The organism is Pseudomonas hygromyciniae, from assembly GCF_016925675.1.
Taxonomy (GTDB): domain Bacteria; phylum Pseudomonadota; class Gammaproteobacteria; order Pseudomonadales; family Pseudomonadaceae; genus Aquipseudomonas; species Aquipseudomonas hygromyciniae.
The window spans coordinates 5273781-5297452 of sequence record NZ_CP070506.1 but is presented as its reverse complement, the minus strand read 5'-3'; the positions used below and the strand labels follow the sequence as shown (position 1 = coordinate 5297452).

General features: G+C 61.7%; 7 protein-coding genes and 23 pseudogenes. 14 read left to right on the top strand and 16 right to left on the bottom strand.

The annotated features are described in order from the left end of the window. Positions 1-131 precede the first annotated feature (131 nt). Together JTY93_RS30320 and JTY93_RS23815 are read right to left on the bottom strand one after the other, a co-directional pair. Positions 132-380: an endonuclease/exonuclease/phosphatase family protein gene (locus tag JTY93_RS30320; protein WP_511218632.1), complete on the bottom strand. Its 249-nt coding sequence runs from the start codon at positions 378-380 to the stop codon at positions 132-134. Then, the gene (locus JTY93_RS23815) at positions 359-844 is read right to left on the bottom strand and encodes an endonuclease/exonuclease/phosphatase family protein (protein ID WP_511218631.1); all 486 of its coding nucleotides are present in this window, start codon (positions 842-844) and stop codon (positions 359-361) included. The genes JTY93_RS30320 and JTY93_RS23815 overlap by 22 nt, the downstream gene beginning before the upstream one ends. 476 nt (positions 845-1320) lie before the next feature. Between JTY93_RS23815 and JTY93_RS23810 the strand changes: the two are divergent. Beyond that, positions 1321-2199: pseudogene (locus tag JTY93_RS23810) on the top strand (sugar nucleotide-binding protein). Between the two features lie 163 nt (positions 2200-2362). Here the strand turns inward: JTY93_RS23810 and JTY93_RS23805 are convergent. The 4 genes and pseudogenes from JTY93_RS23805 to JTY93_RS30310 form a co-directional block, all read right to left on the bottom strand. Then, positions 2363-3060, bottom strand: a pseudogene (locus JTY93_RS23805) (OmpW/AlkL family protein). A gap of 128 nt (positions 3061-3188) precedes the next feature. Beyond that, entirely contained in the window at positions 3189-3674 is a 486-nt protein-coding gene (locus JTY93_RS23800) for a DUF3299 domain-containing protein (RefSeq protein ID WP_205518950.1), read from the bottom strand. Between the two features lie 2 nt (positions 3675-3676). After that, positions 3677-4276: an FtsX-like permease family protein gene (locus JTY93_RS30315; RefSeq protein WP_311136331.1), complete on the bottom strand. Its 600-nt coding sequence runs from the start codon at positions 4274-4276 to the stop codon at positions 3677-3679. Positions 4277-4454: 178 nt separating this feature from the next. Beyond that, positions 4455-4727: pseudogene (locus tag JTY93_RS30310) on the bottom strand (ABC transporter permease); the annotation flags it as partial. Positions 4728-4818: 91 nt separating this feature from the next. Between JTY93_RS30310 and JTY93_RS30305 the strand changes: the two are divergent. Continuing rightward, positions 4819-4947, top strand: coding sequence for a hypothetical protein (locus tag JTY93_RS30305; RefSeq protein WP_311136330.1), 129 nt, complete (start codon positions 4819-4821; stop codon positions 4945-4947). Between the two features lie 16 nt (positions 4948-4963). On the opposite strand, the pseudogene JTY93_RS23790 reads toward JTY93_RS30305, so the two are convergent. Then, a pseudogene (locus JTY93_RS23790) lies at positions 4964-5668 on the bottom strand (ABC transporter ATP-binding protein). 120 nt (positions 5669-5788) lie between these two features. After that, positions 5789-6373 (bottom strand): annotated as a pseudogene (locus tag JTY93_RS23785) (DUF2796 domain-containing protein). A gap of 135 nt (positions 6374-6508) precedes the next feature. Between JTY93_RS23785 and JTY93_RS23780 the strand changes: the two are divergent. Then, positions 6509-6856, top strand: a pseudogene (locus tag JTY93_RS23780) (hypothetical protein). On the opposite strand, the pseudogene trxA reads toward JTY93_RS23780, so the two are convergent. The 3 pseudogenes from trxA to JTY93_RS23765 form a co-directional block, all read right to left on the bottom strand. Next, positions 6853-7723: pseudogene (trxA, locus tag JTY93_RS23775) on the bottom strand (thioredoxin). The pseudogenes JTY93_RS23780 and trxA overlap by 4 nt on opposite strands. Positions 7724-7825: 102 nt before the next feature. Next, positions 7826-8477, bottom strand: a pseudogene (locus JTY93_RS23770) (class I SAM-dependent methyltransferase). Continuing rightward, a pseudogene (locus JTY93_RS23765) lies at positions 8474-8925 on the bottom strand (hypothetical protein). The pseudogenes JTY93_RS23770 and JTY93_RS23765 overlap by 4 nt, the downstream one beginning before the upstream one ends. Positions 8926-9060: 135 nt before the next feature. On the opposite strand from JTY93_RS23765, the gene nrdR reads away from it, so the two are divergent. The 11 genes and pseudogenes from nrdR (at position 9061) to JTY93_RS23710 (ending at position 17320) form a co-directional block, all read left to right on the top strand. Then, a complete protein-coding gene (gene nrdR, locus JTY93_RS23760) occupies positions 9061-9519 on the top strand; it encodes a transcriptional regulator NrdR (RefSeq protein ID WP_205518948.1) in 459 nt (152 codons plus the stop codon). Further along, a pseudogene (gene ribD / locus JTY93_RS23755) lies at positions 9516-10632 on the top strand (bifunctional diaminohydroxyphosphoribosylaminopyrimidine deaminase/5-amino-6-(5-phosphoribosylamino)uracil reductase RibD); the annotation flags it as partial. The gene nrdR and the pseudogene ribD, both read left to right, overlap by 4 nt. Positions 10633-10672: 40 nt before the next feature. After that, positions 10673-11325: pseudogene (locus JTY93_RS23750) on the top strand (riboflavin synthase). Between the two features lie 13 nt (positions 11326-11338). Then, positions 11339-12426 (top strand): annotated as a pseudogene (gene ribBA / locus JTY93_RS29700) (bifunctional 3,4-dihydroxy-2-butanone-4-phosphate synthase/GTP cyclohydrolase II). Positions 12427-12569: 143 nt separating this feature from the next. Further along, positions 12570-12875: pseudogene (gene ribH, locus JTY93_RS23740) on the top strand (6,7-dimethyl-8-ribityllumazine synthase); the annotation flags it as partial. 105 nt (positions 12876-12980) lie between these two features. Beyond that, entirely contained in the window at positions 12981-13481 is a 501-nt protein-coding gene (gene nusB / locus JTY93_RS23735; RefSeq protein ID WP_205518947.1) for a transcription antitermination factor NusB, read from the top strand. A gap of 18 nt (positions 13482-13499) precedes the next feature. Continuing rightward, positions 13500-14448 (top strand): annotated as a pseudogene (gene thiL / locus JTY93_RS23730) (thiamine-phosphate kinase). Between the two features lie 64 nt (positions 14449-14512). Then, a pseudogene (locus JTY93_RS23725) lies at positions 14513-15237 on the top strand (substrate-binding periplasmic protein). Between the two features lie 255 nt (positions 15238-15492). Next, positions 15493-16109, top strand: a pseudogene (gene ribA, locus JTY93_RS23720) (GTP cyclohydrolase II). Further along, a pseudogene (locus JTY93_RS23715) lies at positions 16106-16524 on the top strand (MFS transporter). Before ribA ends, JTY93_RS23715 begins: the two co-directional pseudogenes overlap by 4 nt. Beyond that, positions 16524-17320 (top strand): annotated as a pseudogene (locus JTY93_RS23710) (cobalamin-binding protein). The pseudogenes JTY93_RS23715 and JTY93_RS23710 overlap by 1 nt, the downstream one beginning before the upstream one ends. Positions 17321-17465: 145 nt before the next feature. On the opposite strand, the pseudogene JTY93_RS29695 reads toward JTY93_RS23710, so the two are convergent. The 5 pseudogenes from JTY93_RS29695 to JTY93_RS23690 form a co-directional block, all read right to left on the bottom strand. Next, positions 17466-19371 (bottom strand): annotated as a pseudogene (locus JTY93_RS29695) (TonB-dependent receptor domain-containing protein). Positions 19372-19608: 237 nt separating this feature from the next. Further along, positions 19609-20157 (bottom strand): annotated as a pseudogene (locus JTY93_RS30185) (transketolase C-terminal domain-containing protein); the annotation flags it as partial. 455 nt (positions 20158-20612) lie between these two features. Continuing rightward, positions 20613-21387 (bottom strand): annotated as a pseudogene (locus JTY93_RS30180) (1-deoxy-D-xylulose-5-phosphate synthase N-terminal domain-containing protein); the annotation flags it as partial. Positions 21388-21498: 111 nt separating this feature from the next. Beyond that, a pseudogene (locus JTY93_RS23695) lies at positions 21499-22382 on the bottom strand (farnesyl diphosphate synthase). Positions 22383-22401: 19 nt separating this feature from the next. After that, positions 22402-22619 (bottom strand): annotated as a pseudogene (locus JTY93_RS23690) (exodeoxyribonuclease VII small subunit); the annotation flags it as partial. Between the last annotated feature and the right edge of the window lie 1053 nt (positions 22620-23672).

Here is a 23672-nt window from a genome sequence, read left to right as displayed (position 1 = left end):
CGTAGTCCAGATCCCCGGTCCTGGCGTCATCCGGCGGCAGGTCGGTGGCGATGTGTTCCACGGCGCCGTTCATAACTCTATCTCCACCGACAGCGGCGCATGATCAGACAAGTGCGACCAGGGCCGAGCCGTCAGCACTTGCGCGTGATGGACCTTGAGGTTGCGCACGTAAATGCGGTCCAGCGGCAGTAAGGGCAGGCGCGCCGGAAACGTACGCGCCGGTTTACCATGGGCCTGCACAAACACTTCCCGCAGGCCGCTGCCGCTCGATCCGCCCGCTGGCGCCAGTCATTGAAGTCGCCGGCGACGATCAGCGGCGCTGCGTCGGGAATTTCGGCAACCCGCTGCGTCAGCAATTTCAGCTGTTGTTGGCGGTGCACCTCGCGCAGCCCCAGGTGCACGCAAATGGCATGCACCTCCGGCCGGTGCCCGGCAGGCGTAGCACGCAATGCAGCAGCCCGCGGCTTTCGTGGCCGCTCTGGGAGATGTCGAGGTTGTCATAGCGAATGATCTGGAATTTCGACAGCAGTGCATTGCCGTGGTCGCCATGGGGATACACCGCGTTGCGCCCGTAGGCGAACTGCGGCCAGATACTGTCGGCGAGAAACTCATACTGCGGCATGCTCGGCCAGTTGCTGTAGCGCCGGGGATGCTGCTCATGGGTGCCATGCACCTCCTGCAAGAACACCACATCCGCTGCGACACCCGCACCGCTTCGCGCAATTCCGGCAGGATGAAGCGTCGATTGAGGGCAGTGAAGCCCTTGTGGGTATTGACCGTCAGCACCTTGAAGCGGGTGATGGGTGCTGGGCGTGACAGGCACCCATTCTGGAATCACAGCCATGGTGGCTCCGTGGGCTGGCGGGGCAGTGGCCTCCGTTCGTTAATGGTTGACTGTGATGCTCGCGCGAAAGTTTCGACGATTCTACAAACGGCACCCACTGTAGGAGCCGGCTTGCCGGCGATAGGCATAGGTATCTACACAATTTTGCCGCAACGCCTAAATCCAGGCAGATAGCGCAGTTGTGGCAAGCCCGCTCGCCACAGGAGAGTTCGTCAGTTTCTGAAAGTTTGTAGATACCTATGCGGCGATGGGGCCCCCGAGCCTTGCACCGCCATTGCGTACGCCATCGCTGGCAAGCCAGCGCCTATAAGCGGGCGGGTCAGGATTGGTTACGAGCAGACCCTTAACGCCACTTAGTAAGTGACGCTTGCGCTACAAACCCGCAAAATGCAACGATTCTGGCAAATACCAACGGCACGGCATCAACGCCCGTCGACAATAGCCATCGTTCCAAACAGACCGGGCCTGCTCAATCTATGCGAATGCGCCTTATGTTACTGGGCGGCGGGAATGCCCTCGGGCAGGCGCTGATTTGCCTCGGTGCGGAGGAAGATATCGGTTTCCTCGCCCCGCGCCTGCCCCAGACGGCTGGGATGCCGCCAGTCTTACCCAATTGCTCGACGACACCCGTCCCGATGCCTTGATCAACCTCGCCTACTATTTCGACTGGTTCCAGGCCGAGAGCGTGAACGAGGCCCGCCTGGCCGGGCAGGAATCTGCCGTCGAGCGCCTGGCGCAGCTGTGCCAACACCACAGCATCACGCTGTTGCAACCGTCCAGCTACCGGGTGTTCGATGGTCTGCGCGCCACGGCCTACAGCGAAAAAGATGAGCCGGTGCCCTGGGCCCGCGTGGCCAGGTGCTATGGCGTATTGAACAGAGTGTGCGCGCTACCTGCCCGCAAATGTGCTGCTGCCTTGGCTGGTTGCTCGATGACAGTGTCGACGGTGCGCCTGGGCGTTTCCTGGCGCGAGCCGAGAAAACCGAGGAGCTGTTGCTGGCCGACGATCGCAGGGGCAACCTGACGCCGGTGGACGATGCGGCACGGGTGATTATCTCGGTGCTCAGGCAGCTCGACTGTGCGGCGCTGTTGTGGGGCACCTACCACTACGCCGGGCAGGAGGCGACCACGCCTGTGGCCCTTGGCCAGGCGATCCTCAGCGAAGCGCGCAACTTCCATGCGCTGGCGGTCGAAGCGCCGACCGCCCAAGCCTACGCCGCGCGGCCAGACGCCGCCGACGAGCCGCAACATGCGGTGCTGGCCTGCAAAAGATCCTGCATACATTCGGCATCAAACCACGGGCGTGGCGTGCAGGGCTGCCGGCGTTGCTCGATCGCTTCTACCGGCATAACTAACGGGTCTGCCGCATAACAAATTGGAGCCCGGTTTGTGGGGAACCGGCTTGCCTGCGATAGCATCGCCTCGTTGTCTTTGATGACCGAGGTGTCTGCATCGCAGGCAAGCCAGCTCCTACACAAACCGGGCTCCCACATTGCTGTAGCGTTTGTTAAACCTAGCTTAGAACTTGTAGCCGATACCGACCATGTAGACCATCGGATCCACGTCCACATTGACCTTGGCGCGGGTACCCGCTGGCAGAGCACTGTTCTCCACGGTGGCCTTGGTGCTGATGTCGATGTAGCGGACCTGACCGTTAATCATCCACTTGTCGTTGATCATGTAGTCCATGCCGACCTGCGCGGCCCAGCCCCAGGAGTTCTCGGCCTTGAAGTTGTTGAAACCTTGGCCCTGGCGCCGCTGCCTACGTGTTCGTCATAGATCCAGGTGTAGTTGATACCGGCACCGACGTAAGGTTGGAACGCCGATTTGCCGTCCAGCGGGTAGTACACGACGCTCAGGGTAGGCGGCAGGTGCTTGAGGGTACCGGAGCTTGCTGTTGGCGGCGCCGGGGGAGGTGTTCTTGATCTTCACATCATGCTCGAACGGCGTGGCGGCCAGCAGCTCGATACCGACATGGTTGGTCAGCATGTAGGCGAAGTTCAGACCCAGTTGCGTGTCGCTGCTCATGGTCGCCTTGCCGCCCAGGTCCTTGCCGGCCAATGGCCCTGGTCAACCTTGACGCTGCCGCCATCGGCCTTCGGGTTAACGGTGATGGCACCGGCGCGAACGAGGATGTCGCCAGCTTCGTGGGCGTGGGCGAGAGGGGCGGCGAGTGCAAGCGCGAAGAGGGAAGCGCTGAGCAATGACTTGTGCATGGGTGGCTCCAAAGGACGTTTTTAGTTGGCTGTGTCCAATGGTAAAGATCGTTGCGGTCGGGCCTTTGACTCAGCTCAATGAAACGGTGATCAGCCAAGTACACCGCTCCCACATTTGATTGGCGGTGTTAGTTCGGCAATTCGTAGGCGTAGATCTTCTCGGCTTCCATCTGATAGCCAGCATCTGCCAACTCGCTGGTAGATGGCTTGACCTGCATCTGTCCCTCGATCCAGTACGGCTGGTACAACTCCTCCAGCTTCACGCCGATCTCACTGCGCACATGCACGATCTGGTTCGACGGCGGTGGTGGCACATGGATGCAGGCGCCGAAATACGGCACCAGCAGGAACTCAGTGGTGCGGCCTTCCTCGCTGACCTCCAGCGGCACGATATAACCCGGCAGGCGGATGTGCTGGCTGTTCAGCGTGGCAACCACCGGCGCGTTGGGCAAATCCCGCTTGGTCGCTGGCGCTGCCTCGGCTGACAGGGCATCGGCCATGTTCGACAGGTCGTGCAGCGGCGTCATGCCCGGCACCTCCACCGGTGCATCCGGCGGAATCATTTCCTGCCACGACAAGTCCTGAGGCTCGGCGGCCCAGGCGGGCAGGGCCATCGTCAATAACAGCGCAAGCAGTGCGACGCATCAAAGCCTTCCTCATAAACGGATCGACAGGCCATCGGCCAGGATTGGCGATAGGCGCGCCAGGCCGGCACGCTGCCCATCAGCAGGGCGGCGACCAGGATACCGGCGAGCAGCGTCCATTCATACGGGGTGGGCAGCGCCAGCGGGGTCCAGGCCGTAATTGGTTTGCAAACAGCCGCGGACGCGGCGATACACATACAGCAGGCCAACCCCCGCCACCACCCCTGCCAGGGCCGGGCGAAGGCTTCGAAAATCAGCAGGCTCGCAATATGCCAGGGCCGCGCACCCACGGAACGCAGGATCGCCATTTCCCGGCGCCGTTCATTGAGGCTGGTGAGGATCGCCGTGAGCATGCCGATCAACCCAGTCAGCACCACAAACAGCGAGATCACGAACAGCGCCTTTTCCGCGGTGCCCATCATGCTCCACAGCTCTTGCAAGGCCACGCCTGGCAGGATCGCCAGCATCGGCTCTCCACGGAACTCGTTGATCTGGCGTTGCAGGGCGAACGTCGAAATCTTGTTGTTCAAGCCCAGCATAAACGCGGTGATGGCTTGTGGCGTGAGGTCCATATTCGCGCCTGGTCGGCACTGATCCGCCCCCTGGCCGGCACGCCGTTGTGCCAGTCGATATGGATCGCTTCCATGCCGCCCAGGCTGATATGCAGCGTGCGGTCCACCGGGGTGCCGGTGCGTGCAGAATGCCAACCACGGTGAAGGGTTTGTCATCGTGCTTGACCAGGCTGACCACCGCCACGCTGTGGGCCAGCACCAGCTTGTCGCCGAGTTTGTAATGCAGGGCGTCGGCCACTTCGGCGCCGAGCACCACTTCAAAAGGGTCAGTGGCAAAGGCGCGGCCACTGGCCAGTTGCAGGTTCTGCTTGCGCCCGTATTGGTAGTGTTCGAAGTAGGCGTCGGTGGTGCCCATTACCCGGCAACCGCGATGGGAGTCGCCCAGGGACATGGGGATTGCCCATTTCACCTGCGGGCTGGCGGCGAAGTGCTCGAAGCTGTCCCAGCGGATGTTGTTGGTGGCGTTGCCGATACGAAATACCGAGTACAGCAGCAGGTTGACTGAACCGGAGCGGGCGCCGACGATCAGGTCGGTGCCGCTGATGGTGCTGGCAAAGCTGGCGCGGGCCTCGGACGCGCCCTACCGCCAACAGCAGGCACACCGACAGGGCGATGGCAAAGGCGGTGAGGATCGCGGTAAAGCGGCGGTTTGCCAGGCTGGCCATGGCTAGACGGAACAAATACATCTCAAACCTCGAGCGGCGTGGCGGCGCGATTGAGCCCGGCCACCGACAGGTTGCGGTCGAACAGCGAAGCCAGGCTCTGGTCATGGCTGACGAACAACAGGCTGGCGCCCGCCTCGCGGCATTCGGCGAACAACAATTGAAGGAAGGCTTCCCGGGCATCGTGGTCCAGGGCCGAGGTCGGCTGTCGGCGATCACCAGTTCCGGCTGGCCGATCAATGCCCGGGCGGCAGCGACCCGTTGTTGCTGGCCGATGGACAGCGCATCGGCACGTCGCTCGAGCAAGTCCGGGTCCTTGAGGCCCCAGGCGCGCGCAGGGCGGCGGCGGCCTGGTCGACACTGCCATGGCGCTGGATCGCCCGTGCGCGCGTAGCTTGGAGAAATGGCAAGGCAACCCGACGTTCTCGCGTACCGAGAGAAACGGCAGCAGGTTGAACTGCTGGAAGATATACCGGTGTGATCGACCCGAAACCGATCGCGGGCACCGGCCGACAGCTCAGTCAACTCCTGGCCCAGCAGGCGAATAGTGCCGCGACTGGTGTTCGCACCCCGCCCAGCAGGCCGAGCAAGGTGGTTTTGCAGCTGCCGCTGGGGCCCTTGAGGAACAGGGTCTCCCCGGTTCCAGACGAAACGCCGGGATATCCAGCAACTGGGGGTGACCGGGCCAGTTAAAGCCCAGGTCGGACAGTTCGATCAGTGCTTGGGTCATGGGAACTCAGTATCACCTGCAGAGCGCGGTCAACTGTAGGCGCTGGATTGCCTGCGATGCTGACTACGCGGTGCCGATGCCATCGCAGGCACGCCAGCCCCTACAGTTGAGCGTGTGGAGTCAGAATTTCAGGGTGGCAGTCTTGGCCGTTTTCAACACCCGCTGGCCACTGGCCGATCAGTTGTACCTGAATTTTCAGGGTGGCGGGAAGGTCTTGAAGAGGTTCGCCGGGTCGAGGCTTTTCAGCGCGGCGGGGCTGGCGCAGGTGAACTGATAGTGGGCGGGATTTCGCTCTGATCATGGTCGTGGCGGCAGCGCCTTTGCCATCGGTCGCGTGGTCATGATCGTCTTCTGGCTTGTCGCCGAACAGCGGGCTTTCGAGCTCTTGGCCGCTGACCACACAACCGGCGGCTTTTGGCAGGCTGAACAGTGCCAAGGGTTGTTCCAACTGTTTACGGGCGGCGGCGACCTTGGCTTTGTCTGCGTCGGTGGTGGCCAGGTGTTCGAAACCCACCAGGTTCATCGCCGGGCTTTCCAGCTCCAGCTCCAGGGCCTTGCCATCGAGCACCGCGTTAAGGCGGGCAACGCCATGCCCCTGGGCGCCAAGGCTGCCGTGTTCATGGTCATGATCGTGGTCGTGTTCGTCAGCCGCCAGGGCAGCCAGGGCAACAGGGCAAACGGCAAAGCGAGCAACAGGCGGCGCATAGCGAAACTCCAGGGCGTGAATGAATATTTTGTTATGTGATCTTATAACAAAAGCGTTGAGAGTTTGACCGTCTGCTTGGCGCAGCGCAAGGCGCATGGGAGCATGCTCGTCAGAAAAGTGCTGGAGGACGAGCAATGATGCGAATTCGTGGAACCATCGGCGAACTGCCCGTGGACTTGACCCTGGAGTTGGACGACAGCGATTGGGCGCGGCTGGGCGTCACCTGCAGGCTACGCCGGCGACTGGCAGGTGCCTGTCACACCGCCAGCCTCGGTCAATCAGGACGAGAACCTGAGGCAGGCCGCCCAGGACCGCTGCGCGAGGCCGGGCAGCTCAGCGGGCTGGAACTGTCGGATCGCCTCGAAGGCCTGGCCGGCAACGCCCAAGCCGGCAAGCGCCTGTTGGTACGCCTGCGCCATAGCGCCAAGGTGAAGGTGTCCAGCGGCGGGGATACGCCGCAATACAGTTGGATCGCTGATTAGCACAACGCGGCGAACAACTTGCGGCGATACACCGTGACCAGCGGGTGGTCGTTGCCCAGCAACTCGAACACTTGCAGCAGTGTCTTGTGCGGCGGCCTTCGTTGTAGCTACGGTTGCGGATAAACAATTTCAGCAAGTCTTCCAGCGCCGCGTCGTATTGCTGGCGGGCCAATTGCTGCACGGCCAGTTGATACGCTGCGTCATCGTCCTGCGGGTTTTGCGCCAGGCGGGCCTTGAGGTCGGCGGCATCCGGCAGGTCAGCAGCCTGGCGCAGGAACGTGATCTGCGCCTTGGCACCAGCGAGGGCCGCCTTGTGGGCGTCGCTCTTGACCGCGTCGAGCACGGTCTGCGCTTCGCCCAGTTCGCCACGCTCGGCCAGGCAGCGAGCGTAGAGGATCAATGCCGCGGCGTTGGTGTTGTCTTCACCCAGCAAGGTCACCAGTACGGCCTCGGCCTCACTGATACGACCCTCGGCAAACAGCGCCTGGGCCTGCTCCAGTGGGTCCTCATCGGCCGGTGGCGGCAACTGCACATGGGGCTCCAGCAACGCGCGAATCTCAGACTCCGGCTTCGCCCCGGCAAACCCGTCCACCGGCTGACCGTCCTTGAACAACACCACGGTGGGCAAGCTGCGAATGCCAAAGCGCGCAACGATATCCTGCTCGGCTTCACAATCGACCTTGGCCAGCAGCAGCTCGCCCTGATAACTCTCGGCAATCTGCGCCAGCAACGCATCAACGCCTTGCACGGCGCACACCATTCGGCCCAGAAATCCACTAGCACGGGTTTGTGGAACGAATTTTCGATGACGGCCTGATCGAACGTAGCGGTGGTGACATCGAAAATGTATGGCGTGGGCTCACTCATGGGGTATCTCGAAGAAAGCGGGAATGGGGCAACTATAAGGCTTGGTGCAGTTGGCTGAAAGCGCAGACAGGCACTGTAGGAGCCGGTTTGCTGGCGATGGCCTCAAGGCCTGCGCGAATGGTACAGGCTCACCTTGCGAAACTCCCAAGGCTCCGCCAGATCCGGCAACGTCAACGCCTCTAGAATCCCCAGCCGCTGATAGTCCGGATGCTGGAAACCCGCACCCGCGAATCGGCGACCAGCGCTGCGCGCCCGCGGGTGAGGAATTGATCCAGCAGCGGCAGGTGCCCGGTCGTACAGCACGTCCGCCACCAGGATCAGGTCGAAACGATCGGCTTCGGCAAAGAAGTCCGCCGAATAGCCCAGCGTTACGCCATTGAGTTGAGCATCTGCCCGGCAGGCGCCGAGTGCCAGCAGGTCGAGGTCGCAGGCCACCACTTCCAGGGCGCCGGCCTTTACTGCGGCAATCCGCCACCCCGGAACCGGCGCCAAAATCCAGGACCCGCTTGCCCGCCACCCACTGCGGGTTGGCCGCCAGGTAGCGGGCCAGCGCCAGGCCGCTGGCCCAGCAGAAGCTCCAGTAGGGCGGCTCGTGCGGGATGCGCCGGGTTTCCTCGGGGCTGAAGGCGCGGTCCATGTTGTCGGCGTCCAGCAGCCATAACGACAGGTCGGTGCCCGGTAACGGGCAGGGCACCAGTTGCGCGCCGCCGATCAACTCGCTCAAGGCTCGTTGCAGGTGCAGCGGTGGCGTCATGGTGCGCGGACGAGTTGCAGTGGCCCGGTGGTCTGGGTGATCGGCTGCTGGATACGCACCGCCGGCAGATGCAGGATCAACTGCCCGGCCGGCTGGCGCGACCACGTAATTCAACGCGGGCGCCGCTCGGGAAGGCTTGGGGTTGAAGCGCAGGCGGAAGGCCAGTGGTTTGTTGTTGCCGATCAGCACGCTGCTGGCCAGCGGTTGTTGCGGGCGGCTGCGTTCGTCGATCACCAGCAACGCCAGCTCGACTTCGGCGCCGGCTGGTACGCTATTGAGGTGCCGCTCACTTCACGCTGGTAGGCCGGCAAAGGCCCGAGAGGTTCCTGGCCAGAAATTTTTTCTCTTGTTGCGGCGTGGGCTGCGGGGCCGTTGGTTTTGGCGCTTCGCTGCTGCAGGCGACCAGAAAACTGAACATTGTGAGTAAAACCAGCGGTCGTAACGGCATGTACGGCTCCAAAAGGGCAAAATCCGTGAACTAAACATAAGAAACATAATAGTCAGCCTATATACCGTAAAGGCTATGGCTTGTCTTGCCACGGGGATGCGCTACCATGGCCCCCCTTTTTTGTTGCCTGCCACCATGCACTGTCCCTTCTGCGGTGCCAACGACACCAAGGTCATTGACTCACGTCTGGTCGCCGAGGGCGATCAAGTGCGTCGCCGGCGCGAATGCCTGGCCTGCGGTGAACGTTTCACCACCTTCGAAACCGCCGAACTGGTACCGCCACGCCTGATCAAGTCCGACGGCAGCCGCCAGCCCTTCGACGAAGACAAACTGCGCGCTGGTATGCAGCGCGCCAAACGCCCGGTGAGTGTCGAGCGGCTGGAAGCGGCGCTGGTGCATATCAAGCACAAGCTGCGGGCGACCAGTGAGCGCGAGGTCAAGAGCCTGGTGGTTGGAGAACTGGTGATGGGCGAGCTGCAAAAGCTCGACGAAGTCGCCTATATTCGTTTCGCCTCGGTGTATCGACGCTTCCAGGACCTCAACGAGTTCCGCGAAGAGATCGACCGCCTGGCCCGTGAGCCGGTCAAAGAATGAACCCTCCTTCTGCTGAGCAGGCTGTGCTTGACGCCCATTACATGGCCCGCGCCCTCGAATTGGCGCGCAAGGGCCTCACCCACCCCAACCCGCGGGTCGGCTGCGTGATTGTGCGTGATGGGCAGATTGTCGGCGAAGGCTGGCACGAGCGCACCGGCGAACCCCATGCCGAGCCAACGCCTTGCGCGCTGGCCGCGATAAAGCCGGGTGCCACGGTGTACGTGACCCTTGAACCGTGCAGCCATTATGGTCATACGCCACCTTGCGCCGATGCGTTGGTGACGGCCGGCGTGGCGCGGGTGGTCGCGGGCATGCAAGACCCGAATCGGAAGTGGCCGGGCGCGGCATGCAGCGCCTGGCCCAGGCCGGTATCGAGGTGTTCAGCGGCGTACTGGAAAGCCAGGCGCGCGCCTTGAACCCCAGGTTTCTCAGGCGTATGGAACACGGTCTACCGTTTGTGCAGGTCAAACTGGCGATGAGCCTGGATGGCCGCACCGCGATGGGCAGTGGTGAAAGCCAGTGGATCACCAGCCCTGCCGCCCGCGCCGCCGTACAGCGCCTGCGGGCCGAGGCCAGTGTGGTGCTGACCGGCGCCGATACGGTGCTGGCCGATGGCGCGCGCCTGACCGCGCGCGCCGCCGGACTGGGCCTGGATCCACAGACCACCGCCCTGGCGATGTCGCGCCCGGTGCTGCGCGTGCTGATCGATGGCCGCCTGCGGGTGCCGCTCAACGCGCCGTTCTTCAAGGCCGGCCTGGCCCTGGTCATCACCTGCGTGACCCCGGAAACCAGTTCCCCGAGGCCCCGAATGCCTGGTGGTGCCGGGTGTCGACGGCCAGGTCGACCTGCGCTCGGCGCTGGTGGCCCTGGCGGCCCGTGGTGTCAATGAAGTGCTGGTAGAAGCCGGGCCAAGCCTGGCGGGCGCGTTTGCCCAGCAGGGCCTGGTGGACGAGTACGTGATTTTCGTCGCCGGCAAGTTCTTGGGCTCTGCCGCTCGGCCTTTCTGGACTGGCGCTTGAAAGCTGGCCGACGCCCCAACTCAAGATCACGCAAATGCGCGCTGCAGGCGACGACTGGCGAGTCACTGCCATCCCGCTCCCCAGCGAGCGTATTCCGCGGCGCCCACGCCTGCACCGTTTTCCAGGAGAAGGCCATGTTCACCGGCATTATCGAATCCATCGGCAGCATCCGCGCCATGACCTCAAAGGCGGCGACGTGCGCCTGTTGGTTGAAACCGGCAAACTCGACCTTGGCGACGTCAAGCTGGGCGACAGCATCGCCGTCAGCGGCGTATGCCTGACCGTCATCGAACTGCCGGGCAACGGCTTTGCCGCCGATGTCAGCCTAGAAACCCTGGACTGCACCGCGATGAATGATCTTGCGGCTGGCAGCCCGGTCAACCTGGAAAAAGCCCTGACCCCGACTACCTGTTTGGGCGGCCCTTGGTCAGCGGCCATGTCGACGGCGTCGGCGAAGTGGTGGCGCGCAGCGAAACGCGCAGGCCGTGGAGTTCCGCATTCAGGCCCCTAAAGAACTGGCGTACATCGCCCATAAAGGCTCGATCACCGTCGATGGCACCAGCCTGACCGTGAACGCCGTGAACGGCGCCGAATTCGAACTGACGATCATTCCCCACACCCTCAGCGAAACCATCATGGCCTCTTTCCAGCCGGGTCGCCGGGGAACCTGGAAGTGGACTTGCTTGCCGTTACCTGGAGCGCCTTCTGTTGGGCGAAAAGCCGCAGAGCCTGCAGCCGTAACATCACCGAAAGTTTTCTGGCCGCTAACGGCTACCTGAAATCCTGACCAAGGGTGCCGCGTGGCGCTCAATAGCATCGAAGAACTGGTTGAAGACATCCGCCAAGGCAAGATGGTCATCCTGATGGATGACGAAGACCGCGAGAACGAAGGCGACCTGATTATGGCCGCCGAGTTGTGCCAGCCTGAACACATCAACTTCATGGCTAAGCACGCCCGTGGCCTGATCTGCATGCCCATGAGCCGTGAGCGCTGCGGACTGCTCAAACTGCCGCGATGGCGCCGCGCAATGGTTCGGGGTTTGGTACCAAGTTCACCGTCTCGATTGAAGCGACCACCGGCGGACCACCGGCATCTCCGCCGCTGACCGCGCCTGCACCGTGCAAGCCGCTGCCGCCAAAGACGCCAAGGCCGAAGACATTGTCAGCCCTGGCCATATCTTCCCGCTGATGGCCCAGCCTGGTAGCACCCTGGCCCGTACCGGCCACACAGAGGCTGCCTGCGACCTGGCGCGCATGGCCGGGTTCGAGCCGAGTGGGGTGATCTGCGAAGTGATGAACGACGACGGCACCATGGCGCGTCGTCGGAACTGGAAGCCTTTGCCGCCGAGCACAACATCAAGATCGGCACCATTGCCGACCTGATTCACTACCGGATGATCCACGAACGTGCCGTTCGGCGGATTGCCGAGCAGCCGCTGGACAGCGAGCTGGGGCATTTCAGCCTGGTGACCTACCGTGACTCGTGGAAGGCGACGTGCACATGGCCCTGACCCTGGGCAACATCTGCGCCGAAGAGCCGACCCTGGTGCGTGTGCACAACATGGACCCGCTGCGTGACCTGTTGATGGTCAAGCAGCCGGGCCGCTGGAGCCTGCGAGCCGCCATGGCCGCGGTTTCCCAGGCGGGCAGCGGTGTCGTGCTGCTGCTGGGCAATCCGGTGGATGGCGATGTGCTGCTGGCGCATATCCGCGAAAGCGCTGACCAGGTGCCAGTGAAAAAACCGACCACCTACAGCATCGTCGGTGCCGGTTCGCAGATCCTGCGTGACCTGGGCGTGCGCAAAATGCGCTTGATGAGCGCGCCAATGAAATTTAATGCGATATCCGGTTTCGACCTGGAAGTAGTAGAATACGTGCCCTCCGAATAAAGGCCGGCGATTATCGCTCCTTGTTCGCGGTTCAAATATCACTAAGGGCGCGTCATAGACGCGTCCAGCTCTTTAGAGATTTGTCGAATGACCATGAAGACCATCGAAGGTCCTTCATCGCCCCCAAAGGCCGCTACGCCCTGGTGGTTGGCCGCTTCAACAACTTAGTGGTTGAAAGCCTGGTAAGCGGTGCTGTGGACGCCCTGGTTCGCCACGGTGTGAGCGAAAGCGATATCACTATTATCCGTGCCCCTGGCGCCTTCGAAATTCCACTGGTTGCGCAGAAAGTTGCCCAGCAAGGCGAATACGCAGCGATCATCGCCCTGGGCGCGGTCATTCGTGGCGGCACCCCGCACTTCGAATACGTGGCGGCGAGTGCCCAAGGGCCTGGCCCAGGTGTCCATGGAGTTCGGCGTGCCGTGGCCTTCGGCGTACTGACCGTTGATTCCATCGAGCAAACCATCGAGCGCTCCGGCACCAAGGCCGGTAACAAAGGCGCTGAAGCTGCCTGTCCGCCCGGAAATGGTCAGGCTGCTGTCGCAGTTGGAGGCCAAGTGATTTCCGACGAGAGCGATCGTTTCAACCCACGCGAGCCACGTCCTGCGGACGCCGGCAAACCGTCGAAGAACGAAAAGCGCCGTGCTGCCCGTCAGCTCGCCACCCAGGCGCTGTACCAGCGCCACATGGCCAGCACCTCGTTGAACGAGATCGAAGCGCAGTTTCGCGTGGACAACGACTTCACCTTCGCCGACCTGCCGTACTTCCACGACATCCTGCACGGCGTGCATGCCAACCTGAGCGAGATCGATACGGCCCTGGCTCCTTGCCTGGACCTGACCCTCGAAGAGTTGGACCCGGCTGAACTGTGCGTGATGCGCCTGTCCACCTGGGAGCTGCTCAAGCGTGTCGACGTGCCGTATCGCGTTGTGATCAACGAAGGTATCGAACTGGCGAAAGTCTATGGTTCGACCGACGGTCACAAGTTCGTCACCGGCGTGCTCGACAAGCTGGCCCCGCGCCTGCGTGAAGCCGAAGTGAAGGCGTACAAGCGCTAACCTGCGCTTGACTCCCTGATGGGCGAGTTCGAGCTGATCCGCACCTACTTCGCCGCCGCGCCGGCGCAAGGCGGCGAAGATATTGCCCGGGGATCGGCGACGACTGCGCCTTGCTGGTTCCTCCTGGGAGCAACTGGCGATTTCTACCGATACCCTGGTGGCCGGCGTGCGCGTGCCGACCCCTGCGATCCGTTCCTGCTCGGTCAGCGCTCGCTGGCGGTAGCGTCAGCGACCTGGCGGCCATGGGCGCCTACCAGTGCCTTTACCCTTGCACTCACCACACCGACGGTCGCGGCCGATTGGTTGCAACGCTATGCGCAGGTTTTGAACGCCATGGCCCAGCGCTGTAGCGTGGGCCTGGTGGGCGGCGACGCTACCCGTGGGCCGCTGAGCCTGACCGTCACCGTGTTTGGCCGTGTCCCGGCCGGGCTGGCGTTGACCCGCGGTGGCGCGCAGCCGGGCGACCTGCTGTGTGTCGGCGGCGACCTGGGCAATGCAGCGGGGGCCTTGCCGCTGGTATTGGGGCAGCGTAGCGCCGCAGCGCAAATCGCCGAGCCGCTGCTGGGCCACTATTGGTCGCCACAGCCGCAGTTGGCCTTGGGCATGGCGTTGCAGGGCAAGGCTACGTCTGCGCTGGATATCTCTGACGGCCTGCTGGCTGATTGTGGGCATATCGCCAGGCTTCGGCCGTAAGCCTGGTGATCGAGCGACAACGGCTGCGCTGTCGGCCGCGTTGCTGGCCTTTCTCGGCGATGAGCAGGCGCGGTCCGCGGCCTTGAGCGGGGGATGATTACGTCCTCGCGTTCACCTTGCCACCCGCTGAGCTGGGGCCATTGCTGGCTGAGGATGGCCGGTGCATGTCGTCGGGCGGGTGGAGGCGGGAGCAGGTGTGAGGCTGCTGGATGCCGGTGGCAACGACATCACCCCGGCCGTGCGCGGTTATCAGCACTTTCGCGAGACGCCGTGACACGGCTGGCTGCGCTACCCTTTACAACGTTACAGAAAGATCGCTTTCCCAGGAGGACGTCATCATGGGGCTACGTCGCTGGTTGCTGATCCTGCTGTGCGTTGGCGCATCTGCCGGATGGACCGATGACACTCCCAAAGTGCCCGGCCAAATCCGCCTGGCCAGTGAAACCTGGAATGACTACACCAACGCTGACGGCAGTGGTCTGGCCTGGGACGTGCTGCGGGAAGTCTTCGAACCCGCCGGGGTCAAGGTCAAGATCCGCAGCGAGGCCTACACCCGTTCGGTCGGCCTGGCGCGGCGTGGCGAAGTAGATGCCTGGGTCGGTTCCTATCACGCTGAGACCGAAGGCGTGCTGTACGCCCGCTGGAACTATGACGCCGACCACATCTACGCCGTGGGCCTGGCGAGCCCAGAGCCGACGTGGCGACGCTGGGTACCTACCGCCTGGCCTGGGTGCGCGGCTATAAGTACGAGGACTACCTGCCCAATATTCACCGTTTCAACGAGATCGAGCGGCGTGGCGGGATTTTGCCGATGCTCCAGCACGGGCAGGCCGACTTCTACATTGATGCCCAGGCCGAAATTAAATACATCCTTGGCCAAACCGACGACCCATCGGTGTTCAAGCTCACGCACATTGCCGAACTGCCGTTGTTCCTGGGGTTTACCGACAATGAACGGGGCCGGGCGTTGATAGCGTTGTTTGACCGGCGCATGGCGTCGCTGGTGGCAAGCGGCGAGTTGAAACCGATCTTCGAGCGCTGGCACCAGCCCTATCCGTTCTGATCACCCCGCCTTTATGTAGGAGCGAGGTTGCTCGCGAAGAACCAGAAAGCGCCACGTTTATCCTGCAAGCGCGCGTTATCGTTGACGCCCTTCGCGAGCAAGCTCGCTGCTACATGAAAAGCTGATCGTGCATAGAACCAAGGCAAAGGCCAATCGAACCGATTGATCTTTATCAGCGATAATTCAGCTTAAGCGTGTGTAGGAACGTGCTGTTACAATGCCCGCCTCTGTGAAATCTGAAATCAGGAGCACACGGTGCCCGTCGTTTTCGTCGCTGCTTCCAAGCTGCCTACCCCTTTGCCACGTTCACTATGCATGGCTTTCTTGAAAAAGCCTCCGGGCGCGAGCATGTCGTGCTCAGCCTGGGCGATGTGGCCGATGGCGCCCCGGTCCTGGGCCGCGTGCACTCCGAGTGCCTGACCGGTGACGCACTGTTCAGCCAGCGCTGCGACTGCGGCTCGCAACTGGAGGCCGCCATGCAAGCCATCGCCCGTGAAGGTCGTGGTGTGCTGCTGTATCTGCGTCAGGAAGGCCGTGGCATTGGCTTGCTGAACAAGATCCGCGCCTACGAACTGCAAGACGGTGGCGCTGATACGGTCGAGGCCAACGAGCGGCTGGGCTTTGCCGCCGACCAGCGCGACTACGCCATCTGCCTGCCGATGCTCGAACACCTGGGCATCCAGTCCCTGCGCCTGATGACCAACAACCCGCGCAAGGTCAAGGCCTTGACCGAAATGGGCATCACCGTTGCCGAGCGCGTGCCGCTGCACACCGGGCATAACCCGCATAACAAACTCTACCTGGCGACCAAGGCCAGCAAGCTCGACCACATGATGGGCAACGAGCATCAAGGCGAGGTCGACCGAGCGTGACGCGCGGCCAGGTCAAGCGGCGCCTGTCCTTCAGTTGGTGGCGGTACCTGGCGCTGGCGTTGTTGCCGTTGTTCGTGATCAATCTGGTGTTTGCCAAGGCGAGCCACTGTTGCCGGTGCTGGCAATGCCATTCTTTATCGCCGGTGTCGCGTCGATGTTTGCCAGCCTGCGTTACTTCCATGGCTACAAACATGCGCTGATCGCCACCTCCAAGGCCCTCGATACGCCTGAAGAGCCCGCCGCGTGGATCACCCTCGCGGCCCGTCGACGCACGGCGTTGCTGGTCGCGGCGTTCCCGGCCTGGATCGGTGCGCTGGCGGTGTTCGTCGGGCTCGAAGCGGTGCCGCTGTTTCTCCTGGCCTTGTCGACCCTGGTGCTGTTCTACCTCTATCGCATACCGCGTCAGCTCGGTTGATGCGCCTCTGGCTGGCGGTTCTGCTACTGGCCGCCAGCGCGTCGGCGACGGCGGTCCAGCGGTGGTCAGCCTCGCGCCGTCCCTCTCTGAAATCGTCGTTGAGCTGGGTGCCAGCGATCTGCTGGTGGGCGTTCTCGACGGCGGCGAACGGCCTGAAGCGCTGCGCAACGTGGCCTCGGTGGGGCGTTATGGGCAGTTGGATCTGGAGCGCCTGCTCAGTCTGCAGCCTGACTTGCCGCTGCTCTGGCCCGGCAGCATCGGCCCCGCCCAGCGCGAGCAGCTCAAGCGCTTGAACATCCTGATCTACGTCGCCGAACCCCATAGCCTTGAACAACTGAGCAGCCAGGTCGAAGCCATCGCCCGGCAGTTGGGGCGTGCCGAGGACGGTCGCCAACTGGCTGCCCGCTTGCGTCAACGTTTGGCCGAGTTGCGCCAGCGCTATTACCGCAGCGAACCTTTGCGGGTGTTCTACCAGGTTTGGAACCAGCCGCTGTACACCGTGGGCGGTGGGCAGATCATCAGCGATGCGCTAAGTGTGTGCGGTGCGCGCAATGTGTTTGACGACCTCAAGTTGCCAGCGCCGCAGGTCAGTATCGAGTCGGTGTTACAGCGTGATCCCGAGGTGATCCTGGCGGCGGATCAAGCGCAACTGGACGACTGGAAGGCCTGGCCCCAGGTGGCGGCGGTGGCCCAGGGGCGCTTGCTGATCGTGCCGGATAAAGGGCTGGAGCGGCCCAGTGGGCAGATGGTGGAGGCGGTGGCCAGGTTGTGTCAGGTGATTGCGCCGAACCGCTGAGACCGCTATCGCAGGCAAGCCAGCTCCCACATTTGTTCTGTGGTGTGGCCAAAATCTTCTGCCCTGCCGAGCTCCCACCTTTGATGTGTGAATACAGTCAAATGTGGGAGCTGGCTTGCCTACGATGGCGTCGGTCCAAATAGCCTTAGAGCTGCGGCGTCCACGTCACCCCAACCATCCACGTCCGGCCTTCTTCCCGATACGGTTGGTTGTTCTGGAAATTCGGATCGTCATAGCTGTACCACGCCCGCGTATAGCGGCGATCCAGCAGGTTATCGACCTTCAACGACAACGCCACTTCCCGATTCAGCGCCCAGCCGCTGCGCTCCCACCAGGTAATAGCCCGCGAGGCGGTTCTTGTTGTCCTCGGCGTCGTGGCTGCTGCTGATGGCCTGCCAACTGGCGCCCAGGCTCAGTTGATCGAACTGCCGATCAGGTCAGGTTCAGGGTGCGCCGGGCGCGGCGGGCCAGGGTATGCCGCTGGTGCGGTCGCGCGGGTCGATGATCGATAGGCCGAGGTTGCCTTGCCAGCCGAACAATTCTTGCTTGAGGGCGGCTTCGAAGCCGTTGATGCGGGCGGTGGCGACGTTTTGCGGTTTGCCGCCGTCGAGAATGATCGCGTCTTTCAAGTCGGTGCGATACAGCGAGGCTTCCAGCCGTGAGCTGTCGCTGAGCTAGCTGCGCCATTGCAGTTCGTAGCTTTTTGACGTTTCGGGCTGCAGGTTAGGTTGCTGTATCGGGTGTCGGGTAATACAGGTCATTGAAGGTGGGCGCACGAAAGCCTTCGCTGTAACTCAGTAATACGTCGTTGTCGCTATTGACAGGCAAGGTCAGCGTACCGCTCAACTGTTCTGCGCGCCGAATTGCTGGTTATCGTCGTGACGCAGTCCCAGTTCTGTGGAAAACCACTCTCCCTTGAAGCGATGCTGGATAAACGCTGCGCGGTTCAGCGGCTGTTTTCGCTGAACGTGGTGCTGCCGTGAAAGCAGTCTTCATACCAATCGCCGCCGAGGATCAGGCTGTTTTGCTGATCGAGCGTCAGGTCGTTCTGCCAGTTGATCGAGTCGCGGTAGGTATTGAACACACTGGAGTCAGCACTGAGCTTGTCGCGTTTGGTGTCGCGGTTTTCGCTGTGGCCCAGTTCCACACGGGTCTGCCATGCCTCGTTGAGTTGGGCGTCGATATAAGCGCTGGCACTGCTGACTGTGTAGTCGGTATAGGGCTTCTGGCCCACGCTTTGCCCAGTGGCGAAATCATAGCGACCAAAGCTATTGTCATATTCCGACTTGCCCCGGCTATCCAGCGGGTTAAAACCCACCTCCAGCTCATCGCTGAATTCATGGCTGAGATTCAGACTCAGCGACTTGTTGCGATAGGCATCATGGTCACGGTCGCTGGGGAAGGATGCGTGGCTCCAGTCGATACCGGCGGTTTCATCCAGGCTCGCGCCCAGGTTGAAGCGCGTGCGCTCATCGCCGCCCGACAGACCCAGGCTGCGCTCCCAGGTGCTGTTACTGCCAAAGCCCAGTTTCAGGCGTGGTTGCAGGCCTGGTCCGGCATTGCGGCGGGTGAATATCTGGATCACCCCGCCAATCGCGTCACTGCCGTAAATCACCGAGCGCGACCCGCGCAGTACTTCCACCCGTTCAATCTGATCGACATTCAGGTATTGCAGGCCGCTGTCGCCGGAGGTGGCATTGGCGATCCGCTGACCATCCACCAGTACCAGGCTTTGTGCCGACTTGGTACCGCGTATGAAAATCCCCGGCAAGCTGCCCCGGCCACCGGTCCGCGCCACTTGTACACCAGGCACGCGGCTGAGCAGGTCAGTGACGCTGGAGGGTTGCAGGCGGTCGATATCGTCACGGGTGAAGACCGTGTTGGCGGCGCTGCTGTCTTGCGCGCCTGCACCTGGCGGTTGGCGCTGATCACCACGTCGGGAGCTTCAGGGCGGCGTCGCGGCTATCGGCGAATAGTTGCGCAGAGGGTAAAAACAGGAGGGCAGGGCAAATCGAAGGTATTTCATGGGCCGTCCATGGGTTCCAATGCATGCAATGCAACGAGAAACAAATGTGGAGCTGGCTTGCTTGAGATGCAGACACCTCGGTCTTCCAGAGAGACCGGGTGATGCTATCGCAGGCAAGCCAGCTCCCTATTTGATCGGGTTTTACCGGGATTGGATTACAGGCCGAGCAAGGCCATGCGCTGGCGCACCGCAGTCTCGATCCCGCTTCATCCAAACCACACTCAGCCAGCATCTGCGCCGGCTTGGCGTGCTCCACGTATATGTCCGGCAAGCCCAGGTGCAGCACCGACTTAAGGATATTCTCCCGCGCCAGGAATTCGCTGATCGCCGCACCGGCGCCGCCCATGATGGCGTTTTCTTCAACGGTCACCAGCAACTCATGGCTGCCGGCGATCTCACGCACCAAGGCTTCATCCAGAGGTTTGACGAAGCGCATGTCGACCACGGTGGCGTCGATTTTCTCCGCCACTTTCAGGGCTTCGGCCAGTTGCACGCCGAACACCAGGAACGCGGCCTTGCTGCCCTGGCGACGCACGATGCCCTTGCCAATCTCGATCGGTTCCAGGTCTTTTTCGATCACTGCATTCGGGCCATTGCCGCGGGGATAGCGTACCGCCGCCGGGCCGTTGTACAGGTGCCCGGTGCTGAGCATCTTGCGCAGTTCGTTCTCGTCGCTTAGGGTCATCACCAGCATGCCGGGGATGCAGCGCAGGTACGACAGGTCGTAGCTGCCAGCGTGGGTCGGGCCGTCTTCGCCCACCAAACCGGCGCGGTCGATGGCGAACAGCACGTCGAGGTTCTGCACCGCCACGTCATGCACCAATTGGTCATAACCGCGTTGCAGGAAGGTGGAGTAGATCGCCACCACCGGCTAGCGCCTTCGCAGGCCATGCCGGCGGCAAAGATCACCGCGTGTTGCTCGGCAATCGCCACGTCGAAGTAGCGCAGCGGGAAACGCTCGCTGAACGCTACCAGGTCAGACCTTCCTTCATCGCCGGGGTAATGCCCACCAGGCGCGGATCGGCGGCGGCCATGTCGCACAGCCATTCGCCAAACACGCCGGAATACTTCGGCCCGCTGGCTTTTCGGCGCCGCCACGGGCGCGTCCAGGCTCGAGCTTGGTGATGGCGTGGTAACCAATCGGGTCGACCTCCGCCGGGGCGAAGCCTTTGCCTTTCTTGGTGACGATATGCAGGAACTGCGGACCTTGAGGTCGCGCATATTGCGCAGGGTGGCGATCAGGGTCGGCAGGTCGTGGCCGTCGATCGGGCCGATATAGTTCCAGCCCAGCTCTTCGAACAGGGTGCCGGGGACCAGCATGCCCCTGGCGTATTCTTCGGTGCGGCGGGCGATTTCCCACGCGCCGGGTAGGCGCGACAGTACTTTTTGCTGCCCCCGCGCATGCTGGCGTAGGTGCGGCTGGACAGAATTTTCGCCAGGTAATTGGACAAACCACCGACATTGCGCGAGATCGACATGTCGTTGTCGTTGAGGATCACCAACATGTTGGCGTCCACTTCCGGCGCATGGTTCAACGCTTCAAACGCCATGCCGGCTGTCAGCGCGCCATCACCGATCACGGCAATCGCCTTGCGATCGCTGTTTTGCAGACGGGCGGCAATCGCCATGCCCAGGGCTGCGCTGATCGAGGTGCTGGAATGGCCGACGCCAAAGGTGTCGTACTCGCTCTCGGAGCGGCGCGGGAAGGCGGCAATGCCATCCTTCTGGCGCAAGGTGGCATGCGCTCGCGGCGTCCGGTGAGAATTTTATGCGGATACGCCTGGTGACCCACGTCCCACACCAGCCGGTCGTCCGGGGTGTCGAACACGTAATGCAACGCGATGGTCAGCTCGATGACGCCCAGGCCGGCACCAAAATGCCCACCGGTCTGACCGACCGTGTAGAGCAATTCCAGGCGCAACTCATCGGCCAGGGTTTCCAGCTCGGCTACCCAGGCGACGCAGGCCGGCCGGCGTGTTAGCACGGTCCAGCAGCGGCGTGGTCGGGCGCTTGCGGGAATCTCTTGAAACGTCGTGGGCATCAGGCGAATCGTTATAGGTATAAGAAGAGGCGGCAGTTTACCTCAAGCATCGCAAACCGCCCACGCAGAGCACCGAACTTGGCCGATATGCGGCGCTAATGGCCGCTGTAATCAGTGGCGGCGTTCGACGATATACCGCGCCAGGTCACGCAGCGGCTCGGCTGCCGCGTCGAATGGTCGCAGGGCGGCCAGGGCCTGGTCGCGCAGTTCCAGAGCGTGACCTTGGCGGCTTCCAGCCCCAGCAGCGACGGATAGGTCGGCTTGTCACGGGCAATATCGGCGCCTTGGCGTTTGCCGAGGGTCGCGGTGTCGCTTTCCACATCGAGAATATCGTCCTGCACCTGGAACGCCAGGCCGACAGCCCGGGCATAAACCTGTAAGGCGGCCAACTGCGCAGCTTCGGCGCGGCCACTGGCCGGGCGCCGAGGTGCACGGCAGCCTCGATCAGCGCCCCGGTCTTGTGCCGGTGCATATATTCAGGGCTTGCTGGTCCAGCTTGAGGCCCACCGAACCGAGGTCAATCGCCTGACCCCGACCATACCGGCCGGACCTGCGGCAGCGGCCAGCGCGGTGACCATACGTAGGCGGATTTCTGCATTGACGCCGCTCAGGCGCGGATCAAGCAAGGCACTGAACGCCAGGCTTTGCAGGCCGTCACCGGCGAGGATCGCACAGGCTTCGTCAAAGGCTTTATGGGTGGTGGGCTGGCCGCGACGCAGATCGTCATCGTCCATCGCCGGCAAATCGTCGTGTACCAGCGAGTAGGCATGAATCAACTCCACCGCACACGCCGCGCCATTGGCCTGCGCCGCGTCCACGCCCAGCGCCTCACAGGCCGCATAGGCGAGTAAAGGCCGCACGCGCTTGCCGCCGTTCATCACGCTATAGCGCATGGCCTCATACAACCTGGCCAGCTCCGGGCTTGGCGCCACAAACAGCGGTTCCAGCGCAGCATTGACCCAGGCCTGACTGCTGGCCTGATAAACGTCGATCATTGCGCTTGTTCCGCGTCGAAGGTTCTTCGGCCAACTCCCCATCCCGTTCCAGCAACACCTGAACCTTCTGCTCCGCCTGCGCCAGAACGCTCTGGCAATCGCGGGTCAGGCCGATACCTTGCTCAAATGCCGTCAACGAGTCTTCCAGCGACAACTCGCCGTTCTCCAGACGCTCGACCAGGGTTTGCAGATCGGCGAGGGATTATTCGAAATCGAGTGCAACTTTTTACGGGCCATGGCAGCTATTCCGGTTGACGGTAAACGGGCGCGACACTAGCGGATAGGGGGGAAGGGCAAATTGGGGCACGGTGTTGGGGCAGGTTGGCCGGTGATGGCAGTTTGACCGCCGCCGTTCACGCAGAGACTAATGGCCCAGAGTGTATCAATGGCAAACTTGCCGTTGTATTGAGTTATGACTCACTAGAGTCGTCCCGGTTATCGAGGGTAACTGTTGTTTCATTATTCTCTGGTCATGGTTTAGTTTAATAAGTGAGGCGGTGCCGGGCGTGAGTTGAATGTCATGGTTTTCCGTTGTTTAAATAGTAAGTTTGAATATGGTTGCCCTGGTGCTTTAATTTTATGACTCATTCTGCATTGCCTCGGCGTGATAGCGAGTGAGGCATTCGAGTAAGATTTTCATAAACTGTCTCTGATTAGTGATTTCATCGTCAAAGTAAGTATCGAAAAGATAAAAACCGAATCAAAGTTCTCGTCGGTTTAAAAAGTGCTCTAGTGTAGTGATGTACCACTCTCTTTCTTCTTTTTTGTAATGAAGAAACTCAGGTTTCGTCAGTTTGTCGAATAACTCTGAAAGTTCTTTGTCGTCATTAACGTTTTTTGAAACAATAAAACGTTCCCTGTCAAGATCGTCGTAATTATCAAAGCTGTATGTAAATAGCAGGCTTCTGATGATTGAAAGTTTTAGTAGTAGTTTCATACTAAAAGTCCGTATATGCAGTAATGGGTTTTCCTTCTGTGTCTAGTATAACTTTTGCTTTGGTTTGCTTTCCGTATTCCAAGTTTGCTCTTTTGTATCCCTCGCCAATTTCTTTTCCCATATCTATAGGTTCGCGTGATTTGGCTATGTTGGTTCTCCTGAGTATAAGCTGTGCTCGATAAATAGCATTTAATTGGTCCCTGTGGCTGAGGTATCAGGTAGCTGCGCTAGGTATTTTTGGTTGGCCGACTCTTCTTCCATCAACGTGTCTTTCGATTTCTCCTGTAGTTGGATTTTAGCCGTCATTACCCTTTCAAGTTGAGCGTCCAGCGTAGTCTGCGCGCCATGTTTTT